General features: G+C 68.1%; 18 protein-coding genes. 8 read left to right on the forward strand and 10 right to left on the reverse strand.

Going from position 1 to position 19549, the window contains the following annotated elements:
* Positions 1-47 precede the first annotated feature (47 nt).
* Positions 48-1385: an NtaA/DmoA family FMN-dependent monooxygenase gene (locus JZ792_RS08245; RefSeq protein WP_216908464.1), complete on the forward strand. Its 1338-nt coding sequence runs from the start codon at positions 48-50 to the stop codon at positions 1383-1385.
* Here the strand turns inward: JZ792_RS08245 and JZ792_RS08250 are convergent.
* Positions 1320-2609, reverse strand: coding sequence for an MFS transporter (locus JZ792_RS08250; protein WP_308165200.1), 1290 nt, complete (start codon positions 2607-2609; stop codon positions 1320-1322). The genes JZ792_RS08245 and JZ792_RS08250 overlap by 66 nt on opposite strands.
* Positions 2606-3670, reverse strand: a complete 1065-nt coding sequence (locus JZ792_RS08255; RefSeq protein ID WP_216908466.1) for an LLM class flavin-dependent oxidoreductase — start codon at positions 3668-3670, stop codon at positions 2606-2608. The genes JZ792_RS08250 and JZ792_RS08255 overlap by 4 nt, the downstream gene beginning before the upstream one ends.
* Positions 3671-4262: 592 nt before the next feature.
* On the opposite strand from JZ792_RS08255, the gene JZ792_RS08260 reads away from it, so the two are divergent.
* Positions 4263-5015 (forward strand): DUF1889 family protein, encoded by a 753-nt coding sequence (locus JZ792_RS08260; RefSeq protein ID WP_216908468.1) that lies wholly within the window; start codon positions 4263-4265, stop codon positions 5013-5015.
* A 3-nt stretch (positions 5016-5018) separates the two neighbouring features.
* Here the strand turns inward: JZ792_RS08260 and JZ792_RS08265 are convergent, their stop codons facing one another.
* Positions 5019-6551 carry a sensor histidine kinase gene (locus tag JZ792_RS08265; RefSeq protein WP_216908557.1) on the reverse strand — a complete coding sequence of 511 codons (1533 nt, stop codon included), beginning with the start codon at positions 6549-6551 and terminating at the stop codon, positions 5019-5021.
* A 257-nt stretch (positions 6552-6808) separates the two neighbouring features.
* Here JZ792_RS08265 and JZ792_RS08270 point away from each other — a divergent pair, with 257 nt between their 5' ends.
* A complete protein-coding gene (locus tag JZ792_RS08270) occupies positions 6809-7645 on the forward strand; it encodes an SMP-30/gluconolactonase/LRE family protein (RefSeq protein WP_216908470.1) in 837 nt (278 codons plus the stop codon).
* 182 nt (positions 7646-7827) lie between these two features.
* Here the strand turns inward: JZ792_RS08270 and bfr are convergent, their stop codons facing one another.
* Together bfr and JZ792_RS08280 are read right to left on the reverse strand one after the other, a co-directional pair.
* Positions 7828-8307 (reverse strand): bacterioferritin, encoded by a 480-nt coding sequence (bfr, locus tag JZ792_RS08275; protein ID WP_109527060.1) that lies wholly within the window; start codon positions 8305-8307, stop codon positions 7828-7830.
* Positions 8308-8365: 58 nt separating this feature from the next.
* On the reverse strand, positions 8366-8575 hold the full coding sequence (locus JZ792_RS08280) for a (2Fe-2S)-binding protein (protein ID WP_216908472.1): 210 nt from the start codon (positions 8573-8575) through the stop codon (positions 8366-8368).
* A 604-nt stretch (positions 8576-9179) separates the two neighbouring features.
* Between JZ792_RS08280 and JZ792_RS08285 the strand changes: the two genes are divergently transcribed.
* The 3 genes from JZ792_RS08285 (at position 9180) to JZ792_RS08295 (ending at position 11357) form a co-directional block, all read left to right on the forward strand.
* Complete coding sequence (locus JZ792_RS08285; RefSeq protein ID WP_254189487.1) at positions 9180-10097, forward strand: DUF1206 domain-containing protein; 918 nt, start codon at positions 9180-9182, stop codon at positions 10095-10097.
* A gap of 234 nt (positions 10098-10331) precedes the next feature.
* Positions 10332-10793 carry a hypothetical protein gene (locus JZ792_RS08290; protein WP_216908474.1) on the forward strand — a complete coding sequence of 154 codons (462 nt, stop codon included), beginning with the start codon at positions 10332-10334 and terminating at the stop codon, positions 10791-10793.
* A 108-nt stretch (positions 10794-10901) separates the two neighbouring features.
* Positions 10902-11357, forward strand: coding sequence for a F0F1 ATP synthase subunit delta/epsilon (locus tag JZ792_RS08295; protein WP_216908476.1), 456 nt, complete (start codon positions 10902-10904; stop codon positions 11355-11357).
* Positions 11358-11374: 17 nt separating this feature from the next.
* Here JZ792_RS08295 and JZ792_RS08300 read toward each other — a convergent pair whose 3' ends face one another.
* From JZ792_RS08300 to JZ792_RS08315, 4 genes are all read right to left on the reverse strand, one after another.
* Complete coding sequence (locus JZ792_RS08300) at positions 11375-12709, reverse strand: NAD(P)/FAD-dependent oxidoreductase (protein WP_216908478.1); 1335 nt, start codon at positions 12707-12709, stop codon at positions 11375-11377.
* A gap of 105 nt (positions 12710-12814) precedes the next feature.
* The gene (locus tag JZ792_RS08305; RefSeq protein WP_216908480.1) at positions 12815-14257 is read right to left on the reverse strand and encodes a CYTH and CHAD domain-containing protein; all 1443 of its coding nucleotides are present in this window, start codon (positions 14255-14257) and stop codon (positions 12815-12817) included.
* 62 nt (positions 14258-14319) lie between these two features.
* On the reverse strand, positions 14320-15396 hold the full coding sequence (gene mraY, locus JZ792_RS08310) for a phospho-N-acetylmuramoyl-pentapeptide-transferase (RefSeq protein WP_216908482.1): 1077 nt from the start codon (positions 15394-15396) through the stop codon (positions 14320-14322).
* Between the two features lie 131 nt (positions 15397-15527).
* The gene (locus JZ792_RS08315) at positions 15528-16868 is read right to left on the reverse strand and encodes an MFS transporter (RefSeq protein ID WP_216908484.1); all 1341 of its coding nucleotides are present in this window, start codon (positions 16866-16868) and stop codon (positions 15528-15530) included.
* Between the two features lie 104 nt (positions 16869-16972).
* Here JZ792_RS08315 and JZ792_RS08320 point away from each other — a divergent pair, with 104 nt between their 5' ends.
* Entirely contained in the window at positions 16973-17371 is a 399-nt protein-coding gene (locus JZ792_RS08320) for a winged helix-turn-helix transcriptional regulator (protein WP_216908486.1), read from the forward strand.
* A gap of 9 nt (positions 17372-17380) precedes the next feature.
* Here JZ792_RS08320 and JZ792_RS08325 read toward each other — a convergent pair whose 3' ends face one another.
* A complete protein-coding gene (locus JZ792_RS08325) occupies positions 17381-18307 on the reverse strand; it encodes an aldose 1-epimerase family protein (RefSeq protein WP_308165202.1) in 927 nt (308 codons plus the stop codon).
* Positions 18308-18348: 41 nt separating this feature from the next.
* On the opposite strand from JZ792_RS08325, the gene galT reads away from it, so the two are divergent.
* Complete coding sequence (galT, locus tag JZ792_RS08330) at positions 18349-19470, forward strand: galactose-1-phosphate uridylyltransferase (RefSeq protein WP_308165203.1); 1122 nt, start codon at positions 18349-18351, stop codon at positions 19468-19470.
* Positions 19471-19549: the final 79 nt, after the last annotated feature.

Here is a 19549-nt window from a genome sequence, read left to right on the forward strand (position 1 = left end):
TCCCCGTATCACCACGCCTGCCGTAGCTCACATACGAGAGGTCGACGATGTCCGGATTCCACCTCAATCTGTCGCTGATGACGCCGGGGCATTTCCGGCACGCGTGGCGGCGCGAGCACGCCGATCCGCTCGCCTACCTCGATATCGACTACTTCCAGCGGCTGGCGAAGATCGCCGAAGCCGCGAAGATCGACGCGGTCTTCCTCGGCGACGGTCCGGCCTTGCGCGGCGAGATCGAGGAAGCGCCGGGCACCGGCATCGACCCGCTGGTGCTGCTCGGCAATCTGGCGGCGGTGACCGAGAACCTCGGCGTCGTGATCACCTCGTCCACCACCTACAACTCGCCCTACAACCTCGCGCGGCGCTTCCAGGCGCTCGATCACGTCACCAAGGGCAGGGCGGCGGTCAATATCGTCACGACCGGAACCCCCGCCGCGGCAGCCAATTTCGGCCTGACCGAACATCCGGACAAAGAGACTCGCTATCGCCGGGCCTGGGAATTCCTCGATGTCGTCACCCGGCTGTGGGACAGCTGGGAATCGGGGTGGCTCGTCGCGGACAAGGAGTCGGGTCACTACGCCGACCTCGGCAAGATCCACCCGATCGACCACGAGGGCGAATTCTTCTCCGTCGCGGGCCCGCTGCCGGTCGCGCCCGGCCCGCAGGGCAGGCCGGTGGTGGTGCAGGCGGGCGGGTCCGAGGGTGGACTCACACTCGCGGGCGATTTCGCCGACGTCGTGTTCACCGTCGCGCAGACCCGGGCGAAGGCGGTCGCGTTCCGCAACGATATCCGGCAGCGCGCCGCGGCGGCCGGGCGTCATCCCGACGACGTGAAGATCTCCCTGGGCGTCGTGGTGCTCGTCGAGGCAACCGAGGAACAGGCCCGCCGCCGCGAACAGGAACTCTACGACCGGCTTCCCATCGACCGGCTCACCGCCGCGCTGCTGACCAATCTCGGTCTGCCGCAGGACAGTTTCGGCCCCGACGATCCGATCGGGGTCGACGATCTGCCCGAAACCCTTCCCGCCGGAGCGTTTTCCACCGGATTCGGTATCTCCACCCGCGCGCTCATCGCGGAGGGGCCGCGCACTCCGCGCGAACTCGTCCAGCGCGGTGCGGGCGGTTCCGGGCACCGGTTGGTCGTCGGCTCGGCCGAACAGGTCGCCGACGATCTGGCGGGGTGGTTCGAGGCGGGCACGGCCGACGGGTTCACCGTCATGCCCGCGGAAACCGCCATCGACCTGCCGAATTTCACCGGACTGGTGGTGCCGATCCTCCAGGAGCGGGGCCTGTTCCAGAAGGAATACACCGCGCCGACGCTACGGGAGCGGTTCGGTCTGCCCTTCCCGCATCGCGAGCGCGCCGCCGACAGCCTGCCCGCCTGACGGGATCGCGTCGTCCCTACCGGCCCGACCCGGTAGGGACAGCGGCACCAACGCCGCGGCCGCGAGCAGCGCCGCCGCACCGACCAGGAGCAGGAACCGCCAGTCGCTCAGCCAGGCCGCGGCGAGCGGAGCCCCGGCCCGTGACAGCGCGATCGGCACCGTCATCACCGCCAGAATGCTCGCGAAACGGGCGACGCCGAAGGTGTCGGCGACGATCGAGGGCCGCGCGACGACACTGATCCCGTAGCCGAGTCCGAACGCCACGACACAGGACATGGTCAGCGCCAACGAGGTGCCCATCAGCGGTAACAGCACCAGACCGAGCCCCTGGACGGCGAACGACACCGCCGTCACCCGCGTCATCCCGTAGCGGCGGGCCAACGGAGCCAGTGCGAGCCGGGAGAAGATCTGGGCGACACCGACCGTGATCGGCAGTGCGGCGGCGGTCGTCGCCGAATGCCCGACATCGCGGAAGTAGGTCACCATCATCAGCAGGAAGGCCGAGGTCGACCCGCTCTGTGCCACGAAAGCGATGACCAGGAGCCAGAAGTCGCGATCGCGCAGCGCGCTGCCGACCGGGACACCGCTGCGTTGCGTGACCCGGCCGGTGTGGGCGGCGGTGCTCGGCACCGCCCACAGGTGCGCGGGCACGGCGATCAGCGCGAGACCGGCGGCGAGGGTGAGCAAGGTGTTGCGCCAGCCGAGATGGCCGTCGAGCCAGCCGGCCAGGAAGTAGTAGAAGCTGGTGGCGAGGCCGCAGATCATCGTCACCGCGACGATCGCGCCGTCGCGGTGTTTCGCGTCGGTCGCGACGACCAGTACCGCGAACGCCGCCTCGTAGGTCGACATCGCCAGGGCGAGCCCGACGAGGGTGAACGCGAGATAGAGCTGAGCCGGGCTGTCGGCCTGCGACCACAGCACCACGGCGAGGACGCCGATCGCCGAACCGGTGCTCATGAGCACCCTGCCGCCGTATCGGTCAAGCAGCGCGCCGACCGGAACCGCGGCGAGCGCGCCGACCAGCGTCGAGATCGTGGCCGCGCCGGTGACCGCCGTCCGCGAGACGCCGAGGGCTTCCGACATGGGGATGAGCAGCACGGTGAACGCCTGGATCATCGCGCCGTACCCGACGGTCTGGGTGATGGCGAAGACGACGACCAGGCGTCGCCAGTGCTGCGATTCGCGTTGCGGGGGAGGGGCGGTGGTGGTGCTGTCCGCCGTCACTCTCCGAGCAGCGGAAGCAGTTGATCGCCCTGACGCTCGATCTCCCGCAGATACGGGGTGTCGGAGAGTACGAAATGCGTGATGCCGAGGTCGCGGTATCTGCGCAGCGATTTGGCGACATCCTCCGGCGAACCGACCAGCCAGGTGGTGCCCGCGCCGCCACCGCCGTATCGGCCGGGCGCGGTGTAGAGGTTGTCGTCGATGACATCGCCGCGCGCGGCCAGGTCGAGCAGTCGCTGCTGACCGACGGCGGTGCGGCGGTGCGGGTTCTGCGCGGGATCGGGCTGGTTCTTCGCCATCTCCGCGACCTTCGCCTCCGCCTCTGCCCAGGCCTGCTCGGTGGTGTCACGGACGAAAGTGGTGACGCGCAAACCGAATTCGAGCGGCGCGTGTTCGCGGCCGAGTTCGGCGCTCAGCGTCCGCAGGTGTTCGATCCGCTCCTGCACACCGGCGAGCGGCTCACCCCAGAACAGTTGCACGTCGGCCTCGGTCGCGGCCACCCGCTGCGCGGCCTCGGACGCGCCGCCGAAATACAGCGTCGGGTGCCGCCGCTCGCCGCGCCGGGCGATCCTCGGGGTCACGGTGGAATCGGTGACGCGGTAGTGCTCGCCGCGGAAGGTGACGTTGTCCTCGGTCCACAGTTTGCGGACGAGCTGGAGGAATTCCTTGGTCCTGGCGTAGCGATCGGCCTGATCTTCCTCGGCTTCGCCGTACGCGCCGAGATTGTCCTTGCCGGACACGATATTGACGCGCAACCGTCCTCCGGACAGATGGTCGAGCGAGGCCGCGGCGGAGGCGAAATGGGCCGGACGCCAGTATCCGGGACGGATCGCGACCAGCGGCTCGAACGTCTCGGTCCGCGCGGCGAGCGCGGTGGCGACGGTGAAGGTGTCGGGCCGTCCCCAGCCGGTGCCGACGAGCGCGCCCTTCCATCCGTGCGCCTCGAGTGCTTTCGCCTGCGCGGTCAGCGTGTCCAGGCTGTTGTGATCGGCGGTGACCGGTTCGCCGCAGTGTCCGGGCGTGACCTGATTGGGGATGTACCAGAGGAATTCGAGACTCATGCGGGTTGATCCTGTTCGGTGGTGCGGTCACCGGGTCGACGACGACCGACATCCGGTCATCGAGATTATCGACCCGGATGTCCGGCCGGATCCGGCGCCGAACGCGCCACGGCGGGAGGGGGAACCCGTGATCTGCGACGACCGACCCGATCGGAAATAAATTCCGGGAGATTCGATGGACCGATCCCGCGTGCGCGGCGGCTGTGCCCGGGTGAGCCCGGTGGGCGGTGGTGGTTCGCGTAGCAAACAGGTGGCGCGGTATGTATTCGTGGCCGTCGCCGGGCGTCGAAACTCCCCTGATGCAGCGAGAACATGATCGACTTGTCATCTCACTCGGTAGGGCATTCGGTCCCGAATTTTGGTGCCAGTTACTAGCGGAGGGTGGGTAACCCTGTTACCGTGGCACTCGATCGGAAGTTCGTATATGCGGTTCGCCTCAGCGCGCGATAGGGACACGTCGACGACAGTGCCGAGCCTGCATGTTCACGCGGAACGAGGTACCACCATGGCTCGAGTCCTCCCGTTGTCTGCGTCGCCGGTGTACGAGGGTTTCGCGACGGCTACCGGGGGCAGGTGGTTGTATCCGACGGCCGTGACCACCGAGGGAACCTGTCAGGGGCTGGCCGAGGCCGTCGACTGGGTGACCGCCGTGACCCGCCGTATCGGTGGCACCGTGCTGGTGTGGGTACCGAACGATTCGACCGTCGACACCTGTGCCGCCCTACGTGAATTCGTCGACACCCAGCGCGTCGTCGCCGCCGTCGCGGGCGAGCCCGCCCCCGAATGGCACCGCGGTCCGGTACTCACGGTCTGGCCGAGCCGCGCCGAACTCGCCGAACTCGCCGACGACCCGCGCACCACCGCGCTGTGCGTCGCACCGGCGCGCAACGCCGACCTGGTCGCCTGGGCGGCCCTGACCGATCCGGAACTGCTCGCCGACGCCGTGTTACCGCCGACACCGCCCACCACGAATCCCATCGTCGCCCAGGCGCTGATCACCATGAGCGGCATGCTCACCACGCCGCTGACGCTCACCTCACCCTCGGATCACCGCGACGCGACGGCCATTCTCGACATCCTGCACCGGGCGGGCCACCGATTCAGTGCCGACGCCATCTACACGTGGGCGCTCGCGCACGGCTGGCCCGCACTCGGCGCGGGACGGCTGGCCGAACTGGCGTCGAGTTTCGACACCGGGAATCCGCCGCCGCTGCCGGGCGGGAACCCGTTCCATCCCGGCGCCATCGAACTGTGGCAGGCCAGGTCGGCCGAGGCCGCGCACACGAGTATCCGATCGGGATGGACCTCCCGCACCGAGGTACGTGACCTCGCCGGAACCCGCTGACCGCTATTCGGCCGCTCGTTCCGGGATGACCGCGTCGGCGGAATCGTCCTCGGGCCCGGCCGGTGCGGGCAGGGTGAACCGGAATCGGGTTCCGCCGGTGTAGTCGGTGTCGATCCAGATCTTGCCGCCGTGGTACTCCACGATCTTCTTGCACACGGCCAGCCCGATGCCCGTTCCGCCGTATTCGTCGCGATTGTGCAGGCGCTGGAAGATGACGAACACCTTGTCGGCGAACTCGGGCGCGATGCCGATCCCGTTGTCGGCCACCGAGAACTCCCACATGCCGGTGCCACCGTCGAGTTCGCAGTCGACGCGGATGGCGGGCGTGAGATCGGGTGTGCGGAATTTGATGGCGTTGGCGATCAGGTTCTGCCACAGCATGGTCAGCAGCGTGGGATCGCCGACGACCTCGGGCAGCCGGGCCGGTAGTTCGATACGGCTTCCCGTGCCTTCGATGACCGAGGAGATATTGGTCAGCGCCGCGTCGAGCGTGCGGCCGAGGCCGATGCGTTCGGTCCGGTCGGTGAGCCGGCCCACCCGGGAGAAGGTCAGCAGATCGTTGATCAGGATCTGCATGCGTTTGGCGCCGTCGACGGCGTAGTCGATGTACTGCTTGCCGCGCGCGTCGAGTTGGTCGCCGTAGCGTTTCTCCAGCAGCTGACAGAACGAGGCGACCTTGCGCAACGGTTCCTGGAGGTCGTGGGAGGCGACGTAGGCGAACTGTTCCAGCTCGGTGTTGGAGCGGCGCAACTCCTCGGTCTGGGCGTCCAGATCGGCCTTCTGCCGGGACAGGACGGCCTCCTGGCCGCGCGAGGACTCCAGTTCCGCGACGATGCGCGTGCGCATACTCTCCACCGCCGCCGCGACCGTGGTGACGTCGGCGGGACCCGCGACGCCGATGTGGTGGGTGAAATCGCCCCCGCCGACGCGCAGCGAGGCCTCCGTCAACGCCGAGATGGGCCGGGCGACGAGCCTGCGCACCAGAATCGTCAACGCGACCCCGGTGATCAGGAAGACCGCCACCATCAGCGTGAGCACCGTATCGCGCAGCACCCGCGCGTTCTCGAGTTCGCGACGGTCCTCGGCGATGGCGTCGGACATACCTTCGTTCTGTCTGTCGAAGGCCGCCCGCAGCGTGTCGAACAGTTCTTTACCGCGCGCCGACGAACTCGCCGTGCCCGGCGCCGGTGCGCCCGCGGTCACCGCGGCCGCGTAGCCGGAGCGCCAGTCGTTCGCGGCCTTCTCGGCGGCGTCCAACTCGGCGAGCCGGTCGGGACGGTCGGCGAGCAGGCTGCGGATTCGGTCGGCCGCGCGGGCCTGTTCCCGCTGACCGTCGAGATAGGGCTGGAGGAATTGCTGGTCACCGGTGATCGTGAAGCCACGGACGCCGGTCTCCTGATTGATCAGCGCGTTCTGCCACCGATAGGTCTCCACCGACGCGGGCTGGGTGTGATCGAGCAACCGGTCGGTCACCGTGCCGGTGTGGGCGATCACCTGGGCGCCCACCGCCGCTCCGATGATCACGACGATCGCCATCGAGGCCAGGACCAGCTGAAACCAGGTCTGCACGGTGAAGCGGCCGATGAATGAAGTCCTGCTCTCGACGGTTGTCAACGCTGGCCCTGCTTTCGATTCGGTTCCGGCTCAGCGTAGGTGCACGATCGTGATCGCGACATCGGGGGCGAGTACGGGGAATCGGCGGGCGACATCGGTAGACCGAGTTGTGGAACGACAGATGATTTCCCGGCGCGAGAACGGTCGGTAGTGGTACCGACGGGGAAGGATGTCAGCGCGTGAGCGAACCAAGGATCTTGACGCGAGGAATCGTGTTCGGCGAGTCACCGCGCTGGCACGACGGACGGCTGTGGTTCTCGGACTGGGGTGCGGGTCGGGTGATCGCGCTCGATGCCGACGGCGCACAGGAGACGATCGCGCGGGTCGACTCGTTCCCGATGTGTATCGATTTCCTGCCCGACGGAGCGCTGCTGGTGGTGGACTCGGCCCACCGGCAGGTGCTGCGCCGTGACGACGACGGCTCGATGCGGCGTTACGCCGACCTGTCCGCGATATCGGACAAGCCGTGGAACGACATCGTCGTCGATCCGCGCGGCAATACCTATGTCAACAGCATCGGGTTCGATTTTCCCGGCGGCGAATTCGCGCCGGGGCTGATCGTGCTCGTCGGCCCGGACGGCGGCGTGCGGCGCGTCGCGGACGACCTGGCGTTCCCCAACGGCATGGCGGTCACCGCCGACGGCGCGACGCTGATCGTCGCCGAGTCCTACGCCGAAAGGCTCACCGCCTACCGGATCGCCGACGACGGCGGTCTCACCGACCGGCGGGTGTGGGCCGAGACCCCCGGCGACCATCCGGACGGGATCTGCGTCGACGCCGAGGGCCTGGTCTGGTACGCCGATGTGGGCAACAGGCACTGCGTCAGGGTCGCCGAGGGCGGCGCTGTCGCGCAGCGGGTCGCGTTCGACCGCGGAGCTTTCGCGTGTGCCCTCGATCGGGGCGGGGATCCGCACCTGTACGTCGTCGGCCAGAACTGGGGCGGTGCGGAGACCGAGGAACCCAGCGGCGTGGTCGCGGTGTTCCCGGCACCCGCGCCCGGCGCGGGCAGGCCGTGACGGAATTTTCTCGAAGTGGTGGCGTCGACACCGTGCCCCGACAGCGCGGTGTCGACTGCCCCACCCTCGGAGCCGCCGTTGGGCAGCTCCACTATGTCTATTACCCGCCGACCGGCGGTTCAACCCTCACGGTCGACCCGTGAGCGCGCCCGGCGGTGTTCGCCGGGCGCTGATCGAGCGGGTCAGTCGTGGGCGGGTTCGGTGTAACGCTGCAGGTAGAGCGGTTCGCCGAGCTTCTCGATCAGGTCGAGTTCGGTCTCCAGATAGTCGACGTGGGATTCCTCGTCCTCGAGAATGTGCTCGAAGATGCGGGCCGAGGTGACGTCGCCGCGGGAGCGCATCAGGTCGATGCCACGGCGGAGCCGTTCGACGGCTTCCAATTCGATCTGCAGATCGGCCCGCAGTTGCTCGGGCACGCTCTGCCCGATCCGCAGCGGGTTGAGTTTCTGGTAGTTCGGCAGGCCCTCGAGAAAAAGGATGCGGTCGGTGAGGACCTCCGCATGCTTCATCTCATCGATGGATTCGTGACGCGTGTGGCTCGCTAGTTTCTTGAAACCCCAGTTGTCCTGCATCTTGGCGTGCAGGAAGTACTGGTTGATCGCCGTGAGTTCGGCCGTCAGCTGCTCGTTGAGCAGCGTGAGGATGTCCTGGTCGCCTTCCATGGGTGAGATGGTGACACAGATCTACCCCGGGCGCGCTCGGACGAGAGGGCGTGTCGGGTCAGGCAGCCGAGGATTCGGACACCTCGGACACCTGTAGTGCCTCTGTCAGCCGCGCTCGGCCGATAACTTCGGCCAACCGGGTGGTGCAACTGCCACAGCCCGGTTTCCAGCCGCATGCTTTCTTCACTTGGCGGACGGTGCACGCACCTGCCGCAACGCAGTCGTGAACGTCTCCTTCGGAGACCGCGTTACAGATACAGACGTACATGACACCCTCACAACTTTGTGGATTTTCCTGAGGTTAGGCTCCGCTCTGGAGGTTAGCCTCCCCTAATGTATAGCAGGTGAGGCGGCGGAACGGAACCTCCCGCGCGGATCGATATTCGGGCAGGTCAGGACGGTGCGTCGGGTGAGTGCCGAGCGTCTCCGCTCGGTCGCGGCGTCGGGAATCCGGTGATCGAGGCTGTCAAGATGGCATGACACCTATCGGCGCGCGGGGGCAGGAGCGTGCCGTACGGGAGGGTGTCGCGTGTGTCGCGGCGGGGCCGGTGCGCGCGCGTCGCCTGCGGTGCGCCCGGAATTCTGCCGGGCCGTTCAGGATCCGGTTCCCGCCGCGGGCGTCGATCTCTGATGCGCTGTGCCACAGCGTATTCGCGCACCGATATCGCGTAGGTGACGACTCGGCGAATACCCGACATCGTGCGGTCCGCGCCGGTCCGGTGCGCTGATCGCTTGGGCGAGAGCATTTCCCGGGATATCCGTGCCGCATGCCGCGAACACCCCTCGGATCGACCGCCCGGTCCGGAAATATCGCCCGCCGTGTTATTCGCGGCGAAGTGGGGGCATTACGGGCCGTGAAGAAATGAGGAGCCATGAGCATATTCCGCAATACCAGATATCGACGACGTGATCGGGTCACCACCGGGGGTCGCCGCCGGTGGCGCACCGGCGGCGGGTACCGGGGCAGGCGCGCCTCCGACTACCGCAGGAGCCGGTCCACGGGTTCGGCGGGGATAGAGACCGCGGCGCGGTTCGGATTCCTCGCACGCGGCGTCGCCTACATCGTGATCGGCATTCTCGGTTTCATGTTGGCCATCGGCACCGCCGAGCACGAGCCGGACGCGGGCGGCGCGCTGGCGGCGATCGCGAGCAAACCGCTGGGCTACCTGCTGCTGTGGGTGCTCGTCTTCGGCTTCGCGGCCCTGACCGTGTGGCGGATCGCGCAGGTCGCGACCGCGCGGCGGACCTATTCCGGTGGGCACCGGCTCTACGCCGTCGTCTCCGGAATCATCTACGCCCTCGCCTTTCTCGCCACCCTGCGCTTCGTGGTGCACGGCAGGTACCCCACCCCCACCGACGCCGCCGCCCGCGATCTGACCGGCCGCATCCTGAGCTGGGACGGTGGGCAGGTCGTCGTGCTGCTCATCGGTCTTGCCGTACTGGCCTTCGGGATCTGGCAGACGATCCGCGGCCTGCGCCTCGAGTTCGTCGACGATCTGCGCATGGGCTGGATGACCCACGGCTCGCGCGAAGCGGTGATCTGGCTGGGCAGGCTCGGCTATCTCGCCAGGGGCGCGATCGTGATCGGCATCGGGCTGGCCGCCATCGTGGCGGGCGCGAACTACGACTCGGCCGAGGCCAAGGGGGTCGACGCGGTCCTGCGTGATTTCGCGGACAAGCCCTTCGGCCCGTGGCTGCTCATCCTGGTCTCGGTCGGACTGATGGCCTTCGGTGTGCTGTCGTTCCTCGAAGCCAAACATCGCAGGACCTACGGCGGCGTGCCGGTGTGACGCGGCTCCTCCGACAGTGATACCGGAGGGCATGCGAATTCACCGGTCCGATCGAAAAGGGTGACACGCACGGCTGCGGGTCACCCTTTTTCGCGCGCCGTGAAAACCCGCGTCCGGCGCGTGGACCATGATCGGGTTACCGCTTGTCGGTCGTGGTAAGGGGTATGTATTGGACAGATCGGGCGACTCCGCTCGAGCGCCGAGGGCAAAGGCCGGACAACAGCTATGCGTCGTGTGTCGATTCTTCGATCATTCGCCACGGTCGTCACCGCGATCGTTCTCATCGTGATCCTCGCGGCCTGCGCGACGGATTCGCCGAGCGGGCAGGCGGACCGGCAGGACAAGGCCGCCGCCCTGTCGGTCATCACCCTGCACATGCCCCGTGATCTCTGGGAGCAGACCAGCACCGGCGCGGGACACAAGCCCATCGAGAATCCCCAGCGGCTGACCGACGAGCCGAACGGAATGGCGACCGTCGAATTGACCGGTGCGCAATTGGTCGAATATCTCCAGATGCTCGATTTCAACGCGCACGGCGGTTTCATGGCGCAGGACAAGGAACTGGCCGCCACCGTCTACGACACGCTGGCGTCGGCCCTGGACGGGATGCAGACGCCGCCCGCGCCCGGCGCGCCCGCCCCGGAAGTCACGATCGACGCCGCCGCGGTGCCGAAGGAGCCGACGCCGCCGAAGTAGAGGGGGCTTGCGATGTCGTTGTTTTCGATCGGCCGTATCCGGGGTAGGCCCGGTACTGAGCGGTGGTCGGTCGATACCGCGACAGGCGTCGTGAGGAGGAATCTCACCATGCGTGACATCGTTTCCCGGCAGTCGGCAGCGACGACGACGGACCGGCGGCGCGCCGCCGAACGCTTGGCGGTGACGCTGAGCGTGCCCGGCTACCGCGATTTCACCGTCGGGGTCAGCGCGGTCCTCGCGCCGACCGTGCACGGCGAATATCTCATCGAACCCGGCCATGAACCCTGCGCCATCGCGCTCGAGCACGGCGCGCTGACGCTGCGCGCCGACGACCGGACGTGGCTGGCCGCCGTGCACACCGGAACGCTGTCGGCCCAGGACGACGAATTGCGGATCACCGCCGACCGCATCGAATTCGCCGATCGCATCGACGTCGAGCGGGCCCGCTGGGCCCAGGCCGACGCCGCCGAACGGCTACGGCACGATCACGGTGACGCGGACGCCCACGCGGCACTGCGCCGGGCGAACCTGCGGCTGGCCGTAGCGGCCAGGGTGCGCGGGTAGGACACACCCGCGCGCGGTCACGACGCCTCGTGGCTGATGCCCTCGCTCCCGGCGAAACTCGATTCCTCGGGGCTGACCAGCCCGAGCCGGGTCAACGGCCGCGGCACCACGGTATTGGTCAGATAGGTCAGCGTGATCGCCCAGCGATTGACTCCGCGCGGAACCGCGTAAGTGTGGTACGCCCTGGTCACCGCCTTGGCGGCCAGGCCGGACAGGCGAATGCCGAGCGGATTGGCGACCGCGAATCCCGGGCCGAGATCGACGACGAGTCCCATATCCCGATGTTTGTACGGTTTCGACCTGCCGAGCCCGAGCCCGGCGGCGACATTGCGCGCCAAGGCTTTGCCCTGGCGGATCGCGTGCTGGGCGGTCGGCGGCGTGATCGCCTTCCCGTCCTTGGTCAGGTCGGGCACCGCGGCGGCATCGCCACCGGCGAACACCTCGGGAAAGCCGGGAATCCGCAGGTCCGCGTCCACCACGAGACGTCCGCGTTCCAGCGGCAGGCCGAGGGAACTCAGCAGCGGCGCTCCGGTCACCCCGGTCACCCAGGCGACGGTATGGGTCGCCACCTTCGTGCCGTCGGTGAGCACCACGTGATCGGCGGCGACCGACCGCAGCGAGGTCTGCAACCGGATCTCGATACCGCGGGCGCGCAGCACCTCGAGCACCTTGTCGCCGAGTCGCGTGCCCACTTCCGGCATCACCCGTTCCGCGGTGTCCAACAGCAGGAAGCGCACCTGCGCGCGTTCGAGACCGCGTCGATCGGCATAGGCGTCGGCGAGGGCGCGCAACTGGGCGATCAATTCGGTGCCCGCGTAGGAGGCGCCGACCACCACGACCGTGCGGCGTGCCTGTCGCACCTGCGGATCGTCGTCGTGTTCTGCCGCCTCCAGTTGATGCAGCAGCTGCTCGCGCAGGTAGAGGGCCTCGGCGACGGTTTTCAGGCCGCGGGCGTGTTCGTGCAGACCCGGCACGTCGAAAAGCCGGGTCACCGAACCGGGGGTGAGGACGAGCCGGTCCCAGCCGATCTCGCGCGGCGGGTGGTGTTCGCCGCGCACGGTGATCGTCCGGCCGAGCAGATCCACCGATTCCACCTCGGCCACCACCAGCCTGACCTTCGGCAGCGCGTCGGCCAGCGGCACCGTGACGAACCTGGGGTCGATCAGACCGCCCGCCACATCGGGCAGCAGCGGGGTGTAGAGCATGTAGTCGTGCGGGTCGACCAGCACGATCTCGATATCCCGTCCGGCGTGGGCGAGCGTCTTGCACAGCCGTCGCGCGCAGGTGAAACCGGCGAAGCCACCGCCGACGATCACCACCCGTACGGCCTGTCCGGTTGCGTCCTCCGTCACCGTCGTCTCCCATCGGTCGTTTGGGATGCGATTCCCGGCTCGCCGGATGTGAAACAGCCGCGACGAACGACACCGCGACGAACGACACCGCCCGGAGACGGGCGACTACCGGTCGTGCTCGGCGGCGATCTTCGTGATCTTCTGCTCGGCCGCGTCCGCCTCGCGCTTCTCGTTCGCGTACAGCAGACCGAAGGTGAAACCGTTCTCGTCCTGTGCCGTGCTCGCGACAGTCGCGGTGCGCCAGAGGAATTCGGCCGAGACCACGCCGTCGTTGTGATCGCCGAGCACCCGCTGCACCTTCTTGTAGTACGCGACATTCGCCTTCGCGCGTTCGGCCCGGCGGACCGGGCCGTGGAGTTCGGCGGCGTAGCGGGCCCGCTTTGCGGCCTTACGCGCGCGATGCAGTGATTCGTCGCGCTGATCATCGATCGCGCTCGCCAGGCGTTTGTCGGCTTTGCGCGCGGCCCTGTGTGCTCGCCGCACGAGATCGCGTCCGCGGACGCGGTCGGCGAACGGCGGATTCGACTTCCACGCGTGCAGCGTGGCGAGCAGGTCCAGATAGCGTCGCGAGTCCATGGCCTCGGCGAGTTCGTCACGCCGCACGACCTGTCTGCCGAGCAGTTCGGATTCGATCCGCGCCGCCACCGGGCCGAGCACCAGTTCGGGTTCCAGTGCCGCGACCTTGCCGCCGAGGCGACGCCGCTGCACCTGGCAGTCGCGCACCTCGCCGAGCAGGCCCGCGTACCACTTCACCTCGTCCTCGACCGCGCCGATCGCGGCGTCTTCGAGCAGGTCGCCGAAAACGCGCAGGGTACTGCGCAGCCGCCGACATGCCACGCGGGTGTCGTGGATCGGGTCGCGTCCCCGGCGCAATTCGATATCGCCCGCGATGATCAGGTCGATCTGGGTGGTCAGATAGTCGCCGATCGCGCGTTCGGCGGTCGACTCGCCGCCCGGCCTGCCCGGACGACCGGGCAGCACCCGCGACAGTTTCGACGGATACTCCGAGGCGCGGGCCCCCGCCCGCGCGAGCGTGTCGACCAGCGCCGCCGGAACCCGCTCGGTCCGCGGCCCCAATTCGATCTCGACCTCGCGCCAGGCGAAGGTGTCCGCCGAACCGTCGGACGGTGTCGCCTCCACCGTGTCGTCGGCGACTTCGGCGATCAGCTCACCGCTCGCGTCGAGCACGCGATGACGGTCGCGCAGCGTGTAGATGGTCGTCACCGCGTGCAGTGGCTTCCCCAGACTCACGCCACGGACGACATCACCGAGTTCGCTCGGCAAATCCTCCGAGACCGCCGCGCCCAACTCGACCCGTCCGCGCGCATGCGGGATCTTGAGTTGCCATCCCGACTCGTCGTCGCCTTCGCGCCGCCGCAATGTCACATTGTCGGCGAGCAGATCGAGCTCGTCGGTGTCGTAATAGGTACTCGTCAGCTGGACGGACGTCTTCTCGACCCGGCCCTTCGGGACGAGCTCCTCCAGCGTGGGGAGGGCGAAGTCGCGATCGACCTCCCATTTGCTCTCACGCTCCAAGTCTTCCTTCATCCATACGGCCTTCCCCGAACGGGGCGACCGAAACGGGCACGGACCTCCGATATCAACGGATATCAGCCGACGTCGGACAGGTACTGGTTGTAGAAGAGTCCGAGGCCGAGGGCCGCCGAAATTCCGGAGAGAAGCCAGAAGCGGATAATGACCGTGGATTCCTTCCAGCCGCTCAGTTCGAAATGGTGGTGGAACGGCGCCATCTTGAACACTCGATTGCCGGTGGTGCGGTACATCGCGATCTGGATCATCACCGACATGATCTCGGCGACGAACAACGCGCCGACCAGGGTGGTCAGCAGTTCGGTGCGGGTGGTGATCGACAGGCCCGCGAGCAATCCGCCCAGCGCCAGCGATCCGGTGTCGCCCATGAAGATTTTCGCGGGCGCGGCATTCCACCACAGGAAACCCGCGCACGCGGCCGCGCCCGCGGCACAGACGACACCGAGGTCGAGCGGGTCGCGCACGGTGTAGCAGCCGACGTCGGGGGTGCGCGAGCACGCGTTGGTGTACTGCCAGAACGTGATGATCATGTACGCGCCGAGGGTCATTCCCATGGAACCGGCCGCCAGCCCGTCCAGCCCGTCGGTGATATTGACAGCGTTGGACCACGCGACCACGAGGAAACAGACCAGGATCAGGAACAGCGACGGCGGAAGCAGCACCGTCGCGATGTCACGGACATCGGACAGATGCCTGCTCGCCGGTGTCGCGCCGGTCGCGTCCGGAAAGCGCAGTGCGAGAACGCCGAAGATCACGGCCGCGGAGATCTGTCCGACGTATTTGCCGGTCGCGGTCAATCCCAGATTGCGTTGCCTGCGCAATTTGATGAAATCGTCGAGGAATCCGACGAATCCCAGTGCCGTGGCCAAACTCAGCACCAATAATCCCGACGCCGAGGGGCCGGTCGATTCACCGCCCATCTCGATGAGATGCGATCCCAGATATCCGACCCAGATCCCGATGACGATCGCGATACCGCCCATCGTCGGCGTACCGCGTTTGCCCTGGTGGCTCTGCGGGCCCTCGACCCGGATCTCCTGCCCCAGCGCGCGGCGCGCGAATATCTGGATCAGCAACGGCGTCAACGTGATCGACACCGCGAGCGCGATCAACGCCGCGAACAAGATCTGCCTCATCCACACCCTCACTACCGCCGAATACTCGGCCGCGACCCCTCGGGTCGACCGCCCGTCAGACCATAACCAGCCGACGGGTTTCCGGCACGTCCTGCGCGAGATCACCCGCACTCCGCGCCCCTGGTAACGGGTTACCCGCTGGTCGGACGGACCGCGGACGTCGTCGCGCCGAGGCAGGCCGCGACCAGGCAGGCGCAGGCCGAGACGATCCAGACCGGCGTGTAGGACCCGTCGACATCGCGGATGACACTCGCGCCGAGCGCCATCGCGCCCGCGCCGATCTGGTGGAAGACGTTGACCCACCCGAACGCCTGCGCGCCGGCGTCACCGAAGTAGTGGCGGCACAGCGCCAGGGTGGGCGGCACCGTGGCGACATCGAGGATTCCGAAAACGACGGCGAACGCGATCAGATCGGTGGTGAACGACAACGGCAACAGCGCGAGCGCGACCGCACGGCCGAGGAAGAAGAGCGCGAGCAGCCGTCGGGGGTCGACGCTGTCGGTGAGCCGCCCCGCGGTGAGCGTGCCGAGAATATTCGCGAATCCGATGATCGCCAGCATGCTCGACGCCACGGTGGCGGTGATGCCGTGGTCGTGCGCAGCCGGGGTGAAGTGGCTCCACATGAGCCCGTTCGTCGTGGCCCCGCAGAGCGCGAACATCAGTGCCAGGATCCAGAATCGCCGATCCTTCAGACAGGTGAGAAGAGCCGTCACGGTGCGGGCGAAAGGATCGGCCGTCGCGCCGGGCCGTGGGCGATCGGCGTCGCGCTCCTCGGTGGCGCCGTATCGTGAGGCGCCGACGGAGTGCGGATCCTCACGCAGGAACGCGAGGACGCAGATCAGCGCGACGGCTGCTGAGAAACCACAGGCCAGTACCGCTCCGCGCCAATCGGTGCGCGCCAGCGTGACCGACAGCAGCGGAAGTATCGCGAATTGGCCCACGACACTCGCCGCGGTCAGCAGTCCTGTCGCGAATCCGATCTTGCGATGGAACCACCGATCGGCGATCGTCGCGCCGAACACCATGGTGAGCGAACCGGTGCCGAGGCCGGCCGACACGCCCCACCACAGGATGAACCAGGGTGCGGACGGCGTCGCCGTCACCGTCAGAATCGCGCTCGCCACGAGCAGGGCGAGCGCGGACGCGGTGACCCGGCGGACACCGTAGCGGTCCATCATGGTCGCGGAGAACGGCGCGACGAGCCCGTACAGAACCATGCCGACGGCGACGCCCGCGCCGACCGTCGTCCGGCTCCACCCCTTCGATTCCACGAGCGGGGCGGTGATCAGTCCGGCGATGGTGGTGAACGATCCGGCGGCGATCAGCGCGGTGGCGGCGACGGCCACCATCGTCCACGCGGGATGGAATCGAGGTGCGCGCCGAGAACGGGACGGGGTGTTGCCGGTCGGATGGCTTTCGTCGAATCCGTTGTGCGGCAGGTGTTGTGCCCGCACATCCTTCGCAACGTCCATATATCCGGTATAGCGTTCTACGGCGTGAATGGTCAGTATGCACTTTTCTGTCCATATGGACAGAATGGATACCATCGGAGGTCGGGGAGTCGAGTAGGAGTCGTATGAGTTCCGGAGACGGCGAGATCCGACGGCCGGTGCAGCGCGCGCTGTCGGTCTGTCCGATCGAGGTGAGTGTCGCGGTGCTCGGCGGCGCGTGGAAGATGACGATCGTCAAACATCTGCTCGACGGCACGCTGCGCTACGGGGAACTGCGTCGCCGTGTCGGCGAGGTCACGCCGAGGGTTCTCACCCGGCAGCTCCGTGAACTCGAGCAGGACGGCATCGTGACACGCCGCGTGTATCCGGAAGTGCCGCCCCGCGTGGAATATTCGCTGACACCCACGGGAGAGGGCCTGCGCGGCTTCGTGACCGAGCTGAATCGGTGGGGGAGTGAGTACATCGCCGGGTTGTCCGCCCGGGCGGAGGCCGTAGGGTCGGGGCGTGGTGCAGGCGTGTCGTGAGTGGGCGGATCAGCGTGCGGGTGTGTAGCGGATACCCCAGGTTCGTTCGGTCGACTCGCCCGGTGACAGCCAGTGCAGGCCGTGACCGGAGTTGAGTGCGTCCGGTGGTGCGGACATCGGTTCGATCGCCACGGCGAGGCCGATACCGTCGGGGCGCGGGAAGTTGCGCGGGGTGAACACCTGGAGGTGACCCCATCGGTCGCCCTGGATCAGGTCGACGGTGGCACCGTCGGGCGCGGTGAGCCGGGCCGCGACACCCTCGTGCGGGACGACGTCGCCGAAGGCGGTGTCGAGATCGAGATCCCCGACCCGTACGCCCGCGCGCAGATCGTTGCCGGTTCCGTCCACGGGATGCTCGCCGACCGGGTTCTTGCGGTCGTCGGCCTCGAACCAGGTGCCCGCGTGCGCGGTGAGCACGAGATCCTCGATCGGGGTATCGCCCACGCGCAGGTACGGGTGCGCGCCGACGGACCACGGCGCGGGGCGATCACCGTGGTTGACCACGCCGTGGGTCACGGTGAGTCCGTCGGGGCGCAGTTCGTATCGGACCCGGGTGTCCAAGAGGAACGGCCACCCGTGTTGCGGCGGGATCAGCGCGCCCAGGGTGACGGCGTCCTCGGAACGGTCGAGCACCGTGTACTCGGTATTGCGCAGCAGACCGTGGACCGCGTTGGCGCGGGCCGGTTCGGTGACGTCGAGTCGCTGTTCGACGCCGTCCAGGGTCCAGCGGGCGTCGCGCACCCGGTTCGCCCACGGCACCAGGACGATGCCACAACCCAGCGGCGGTGGCGCGTCCGCCGACACGGGTTCGGTCACCGCGACACCGGCGACGGTCAGCGAGCGCAGCACCGCGGCGACCGTTCCGATCTCGGCACGGGCGCCGTGCGCCTCGAGCAGGACCGTTCGACCGGTGGCGGTGGGAACCGATTCGAGCACGTCGCGAGCCTACGGTGCCCATCGGTGGTTATCGTGGGGCGGTGCCCTCCGGAATCGTCAAGCGCGCGGCGAAGCTCGCGGACGGCCGCGACCTCTTCTACTACGACGACGCGGATACCGTGCTCGGCCCGCAGCGCCGGATCGACGCCAGGCGCTTGGACCCGCGTCCCGGTACGGCGGTGATGCGTCAGGACGTGCTCACCGGGGAGTGGATCTCCATGGCCGCGGCCAGGCAGAACCGGGTCGTCCTTCCGCCCTCGGATCGCGATCCGCTCGCGCCGCAGACGCCGGAGAATCCGTCGGAGGTGCCCGATATCTACGATGTCGCGGTCTTCGAGAACCGCTCGCCGTCCTTCGGTCCGGCGCTGGCGTCGCAGGTCACCGGGGAGCCGCCCGCCCCGTCCGGGCTCGACGACACGACCGCGCTCGGCCTCGGCCGGGAGCGGAGGGCCGTCGGACGGTGCGAGGTGGTGTGTTTCAGCCCCGAACAGCGCGGTTCCTTCGGCACGCTCGGTACGAGCCGTGCCCGCACGGTGATAGAGGTGTGGGCCGACCGCACCGAGGAGTTGTCCGCGCTGCCCGGCGTCGAGCAGGTGTTCCCGTTCGAGAACCGCGGTGAGGCGATCGGGGTGACGCTGCATCATCCGCACGGCCAGATCTACGCCTACCCCTATGTCACCCCGCGCACCGCGCGCCTGCTCGACGCCGCCGCGCGGCTCGGCCCCGATCTGTTCGCGCGCATTCTGGACTTCGAGCGCGACGGCGGGCGCGTGGTGCTCGAGGGGGAGCACTGGACCGCGTTCGTGCCGTTCGCGGCCCGCTGGCCGATCGAGGTGCATATGCTGCCGCACCGTCACGTCCCGGATTTCGCGGAAACCAGCGAGGCGGAGCGCGTCGAACTCGCGATCCTGCTCCCTCGTCTTTTGCGCGGGGTGGACGGGCTCTACGAGACACCGACCCCCTATATCGCGGCCTGGCATCAGGCGCCGGTGCGGGCGGGGCGCGACGCGCTGCGTCTGCATCTGCAACTGACCTCGCCGAGGCGCGGTGCGGACAAACTGAAGTATCCGGCGGGTTCGGAAGCGGCGATGGGCGCGTGGGTCGGCGATATCCCGCCCGAGGTCGCGGCGGAGAGTATCCGGGCGGCGGTGGCTTCCGCGTGAGCGTGCGAGTTGTTCGACGCAGGCGGTGTCGCGGCGGTGGTCGCGGCGTGAGCGTGCACGTGTTGTTCGGCGTACCCAC

The sequence above is a fragment of the Nocardia noduli genome (assembly GCF_019038455.1).
Lineage (GTDB): Bacteria > Actinomycetota > Actinomycetes > Mycobacteriales > Mycobacteriaceae > Nocardia > Nocardia noduli.

Coding starts and splice junctions, on each gene's coding strand:
- JZ792_RS08245 (WP_216908464.1), top strand. CDS start 48: ATGTCCGGATTCCACCTCAATCTGTCGCTGATGACGCCGGGGCATTTC.
- JZ792_RS08255 (WP_216908466.1), bottom strand. CDS start 3,670: ATGAGTCTCGAATTCCTCTGGTACATCCCCAATCAGGTCACGCCCGGA.
- JZ792_RS08265 (WP_216908557.1), bottom strand. CDS start 6,551: ATGGCGATCGTCGTGATCATCGGAGCGGCGGTGGGCGCCCAGGTGATC.
- bfr (WP_109527060.1), bottom strand. CDS start 8,307: ATGGAAGGCGACCAGGACATCCTCACGCTGCTCAACGAGCAGCTGACG.
- JZ792_RS08280 (WP_216908472.1), bottom strand. CDS start 8,575: ATGTACGTCTGTATCTGTAACGCGGTCTCCGAAGGAGACGTTCACGAC.
- JZ792_RS08285 (WP_254189487.1), top strand. CDS start 9,180: ATGAGCATATTCCGCAATACCAGATATCGACGACGTGATCGGGTCACC.
- JZ792_RS08295 (WP_216908476.1), top strand. CDS start 10,902: ATGCGTGACATCGTTTCCCGGCAGTCGGCAGCGACGACGACGGACCGG.
- JZ792_RS08305 (WP_216908480.1), bottom strand. CDS start 14,257: ATGAAGGAAGACTTGGAGCGTGAGAGCAAATGGGAGGTCGATCGCGAC.
- mraY (WP_216908482.1), bottom strand. CDS start 15,396: ATGAGGCAGATCTTGTTCGCGGCGTTGATCGCGCTCGCGGTGTCGATC.
- JZ792_RS08315 (WP_216908484.1), bottom strand. CDS start 16,868: ATGGACGTTGCGAAGGATGTGCGGGCACAACACCTGCCGCACAACGGA.
- JZ792_RS08320 (WP_216908486.1), top strand. CDS start 16,973: ATGAGTTCCGGAGACGGCGAGATCCGACGGCCGGTGCAGCGCGCGCTG.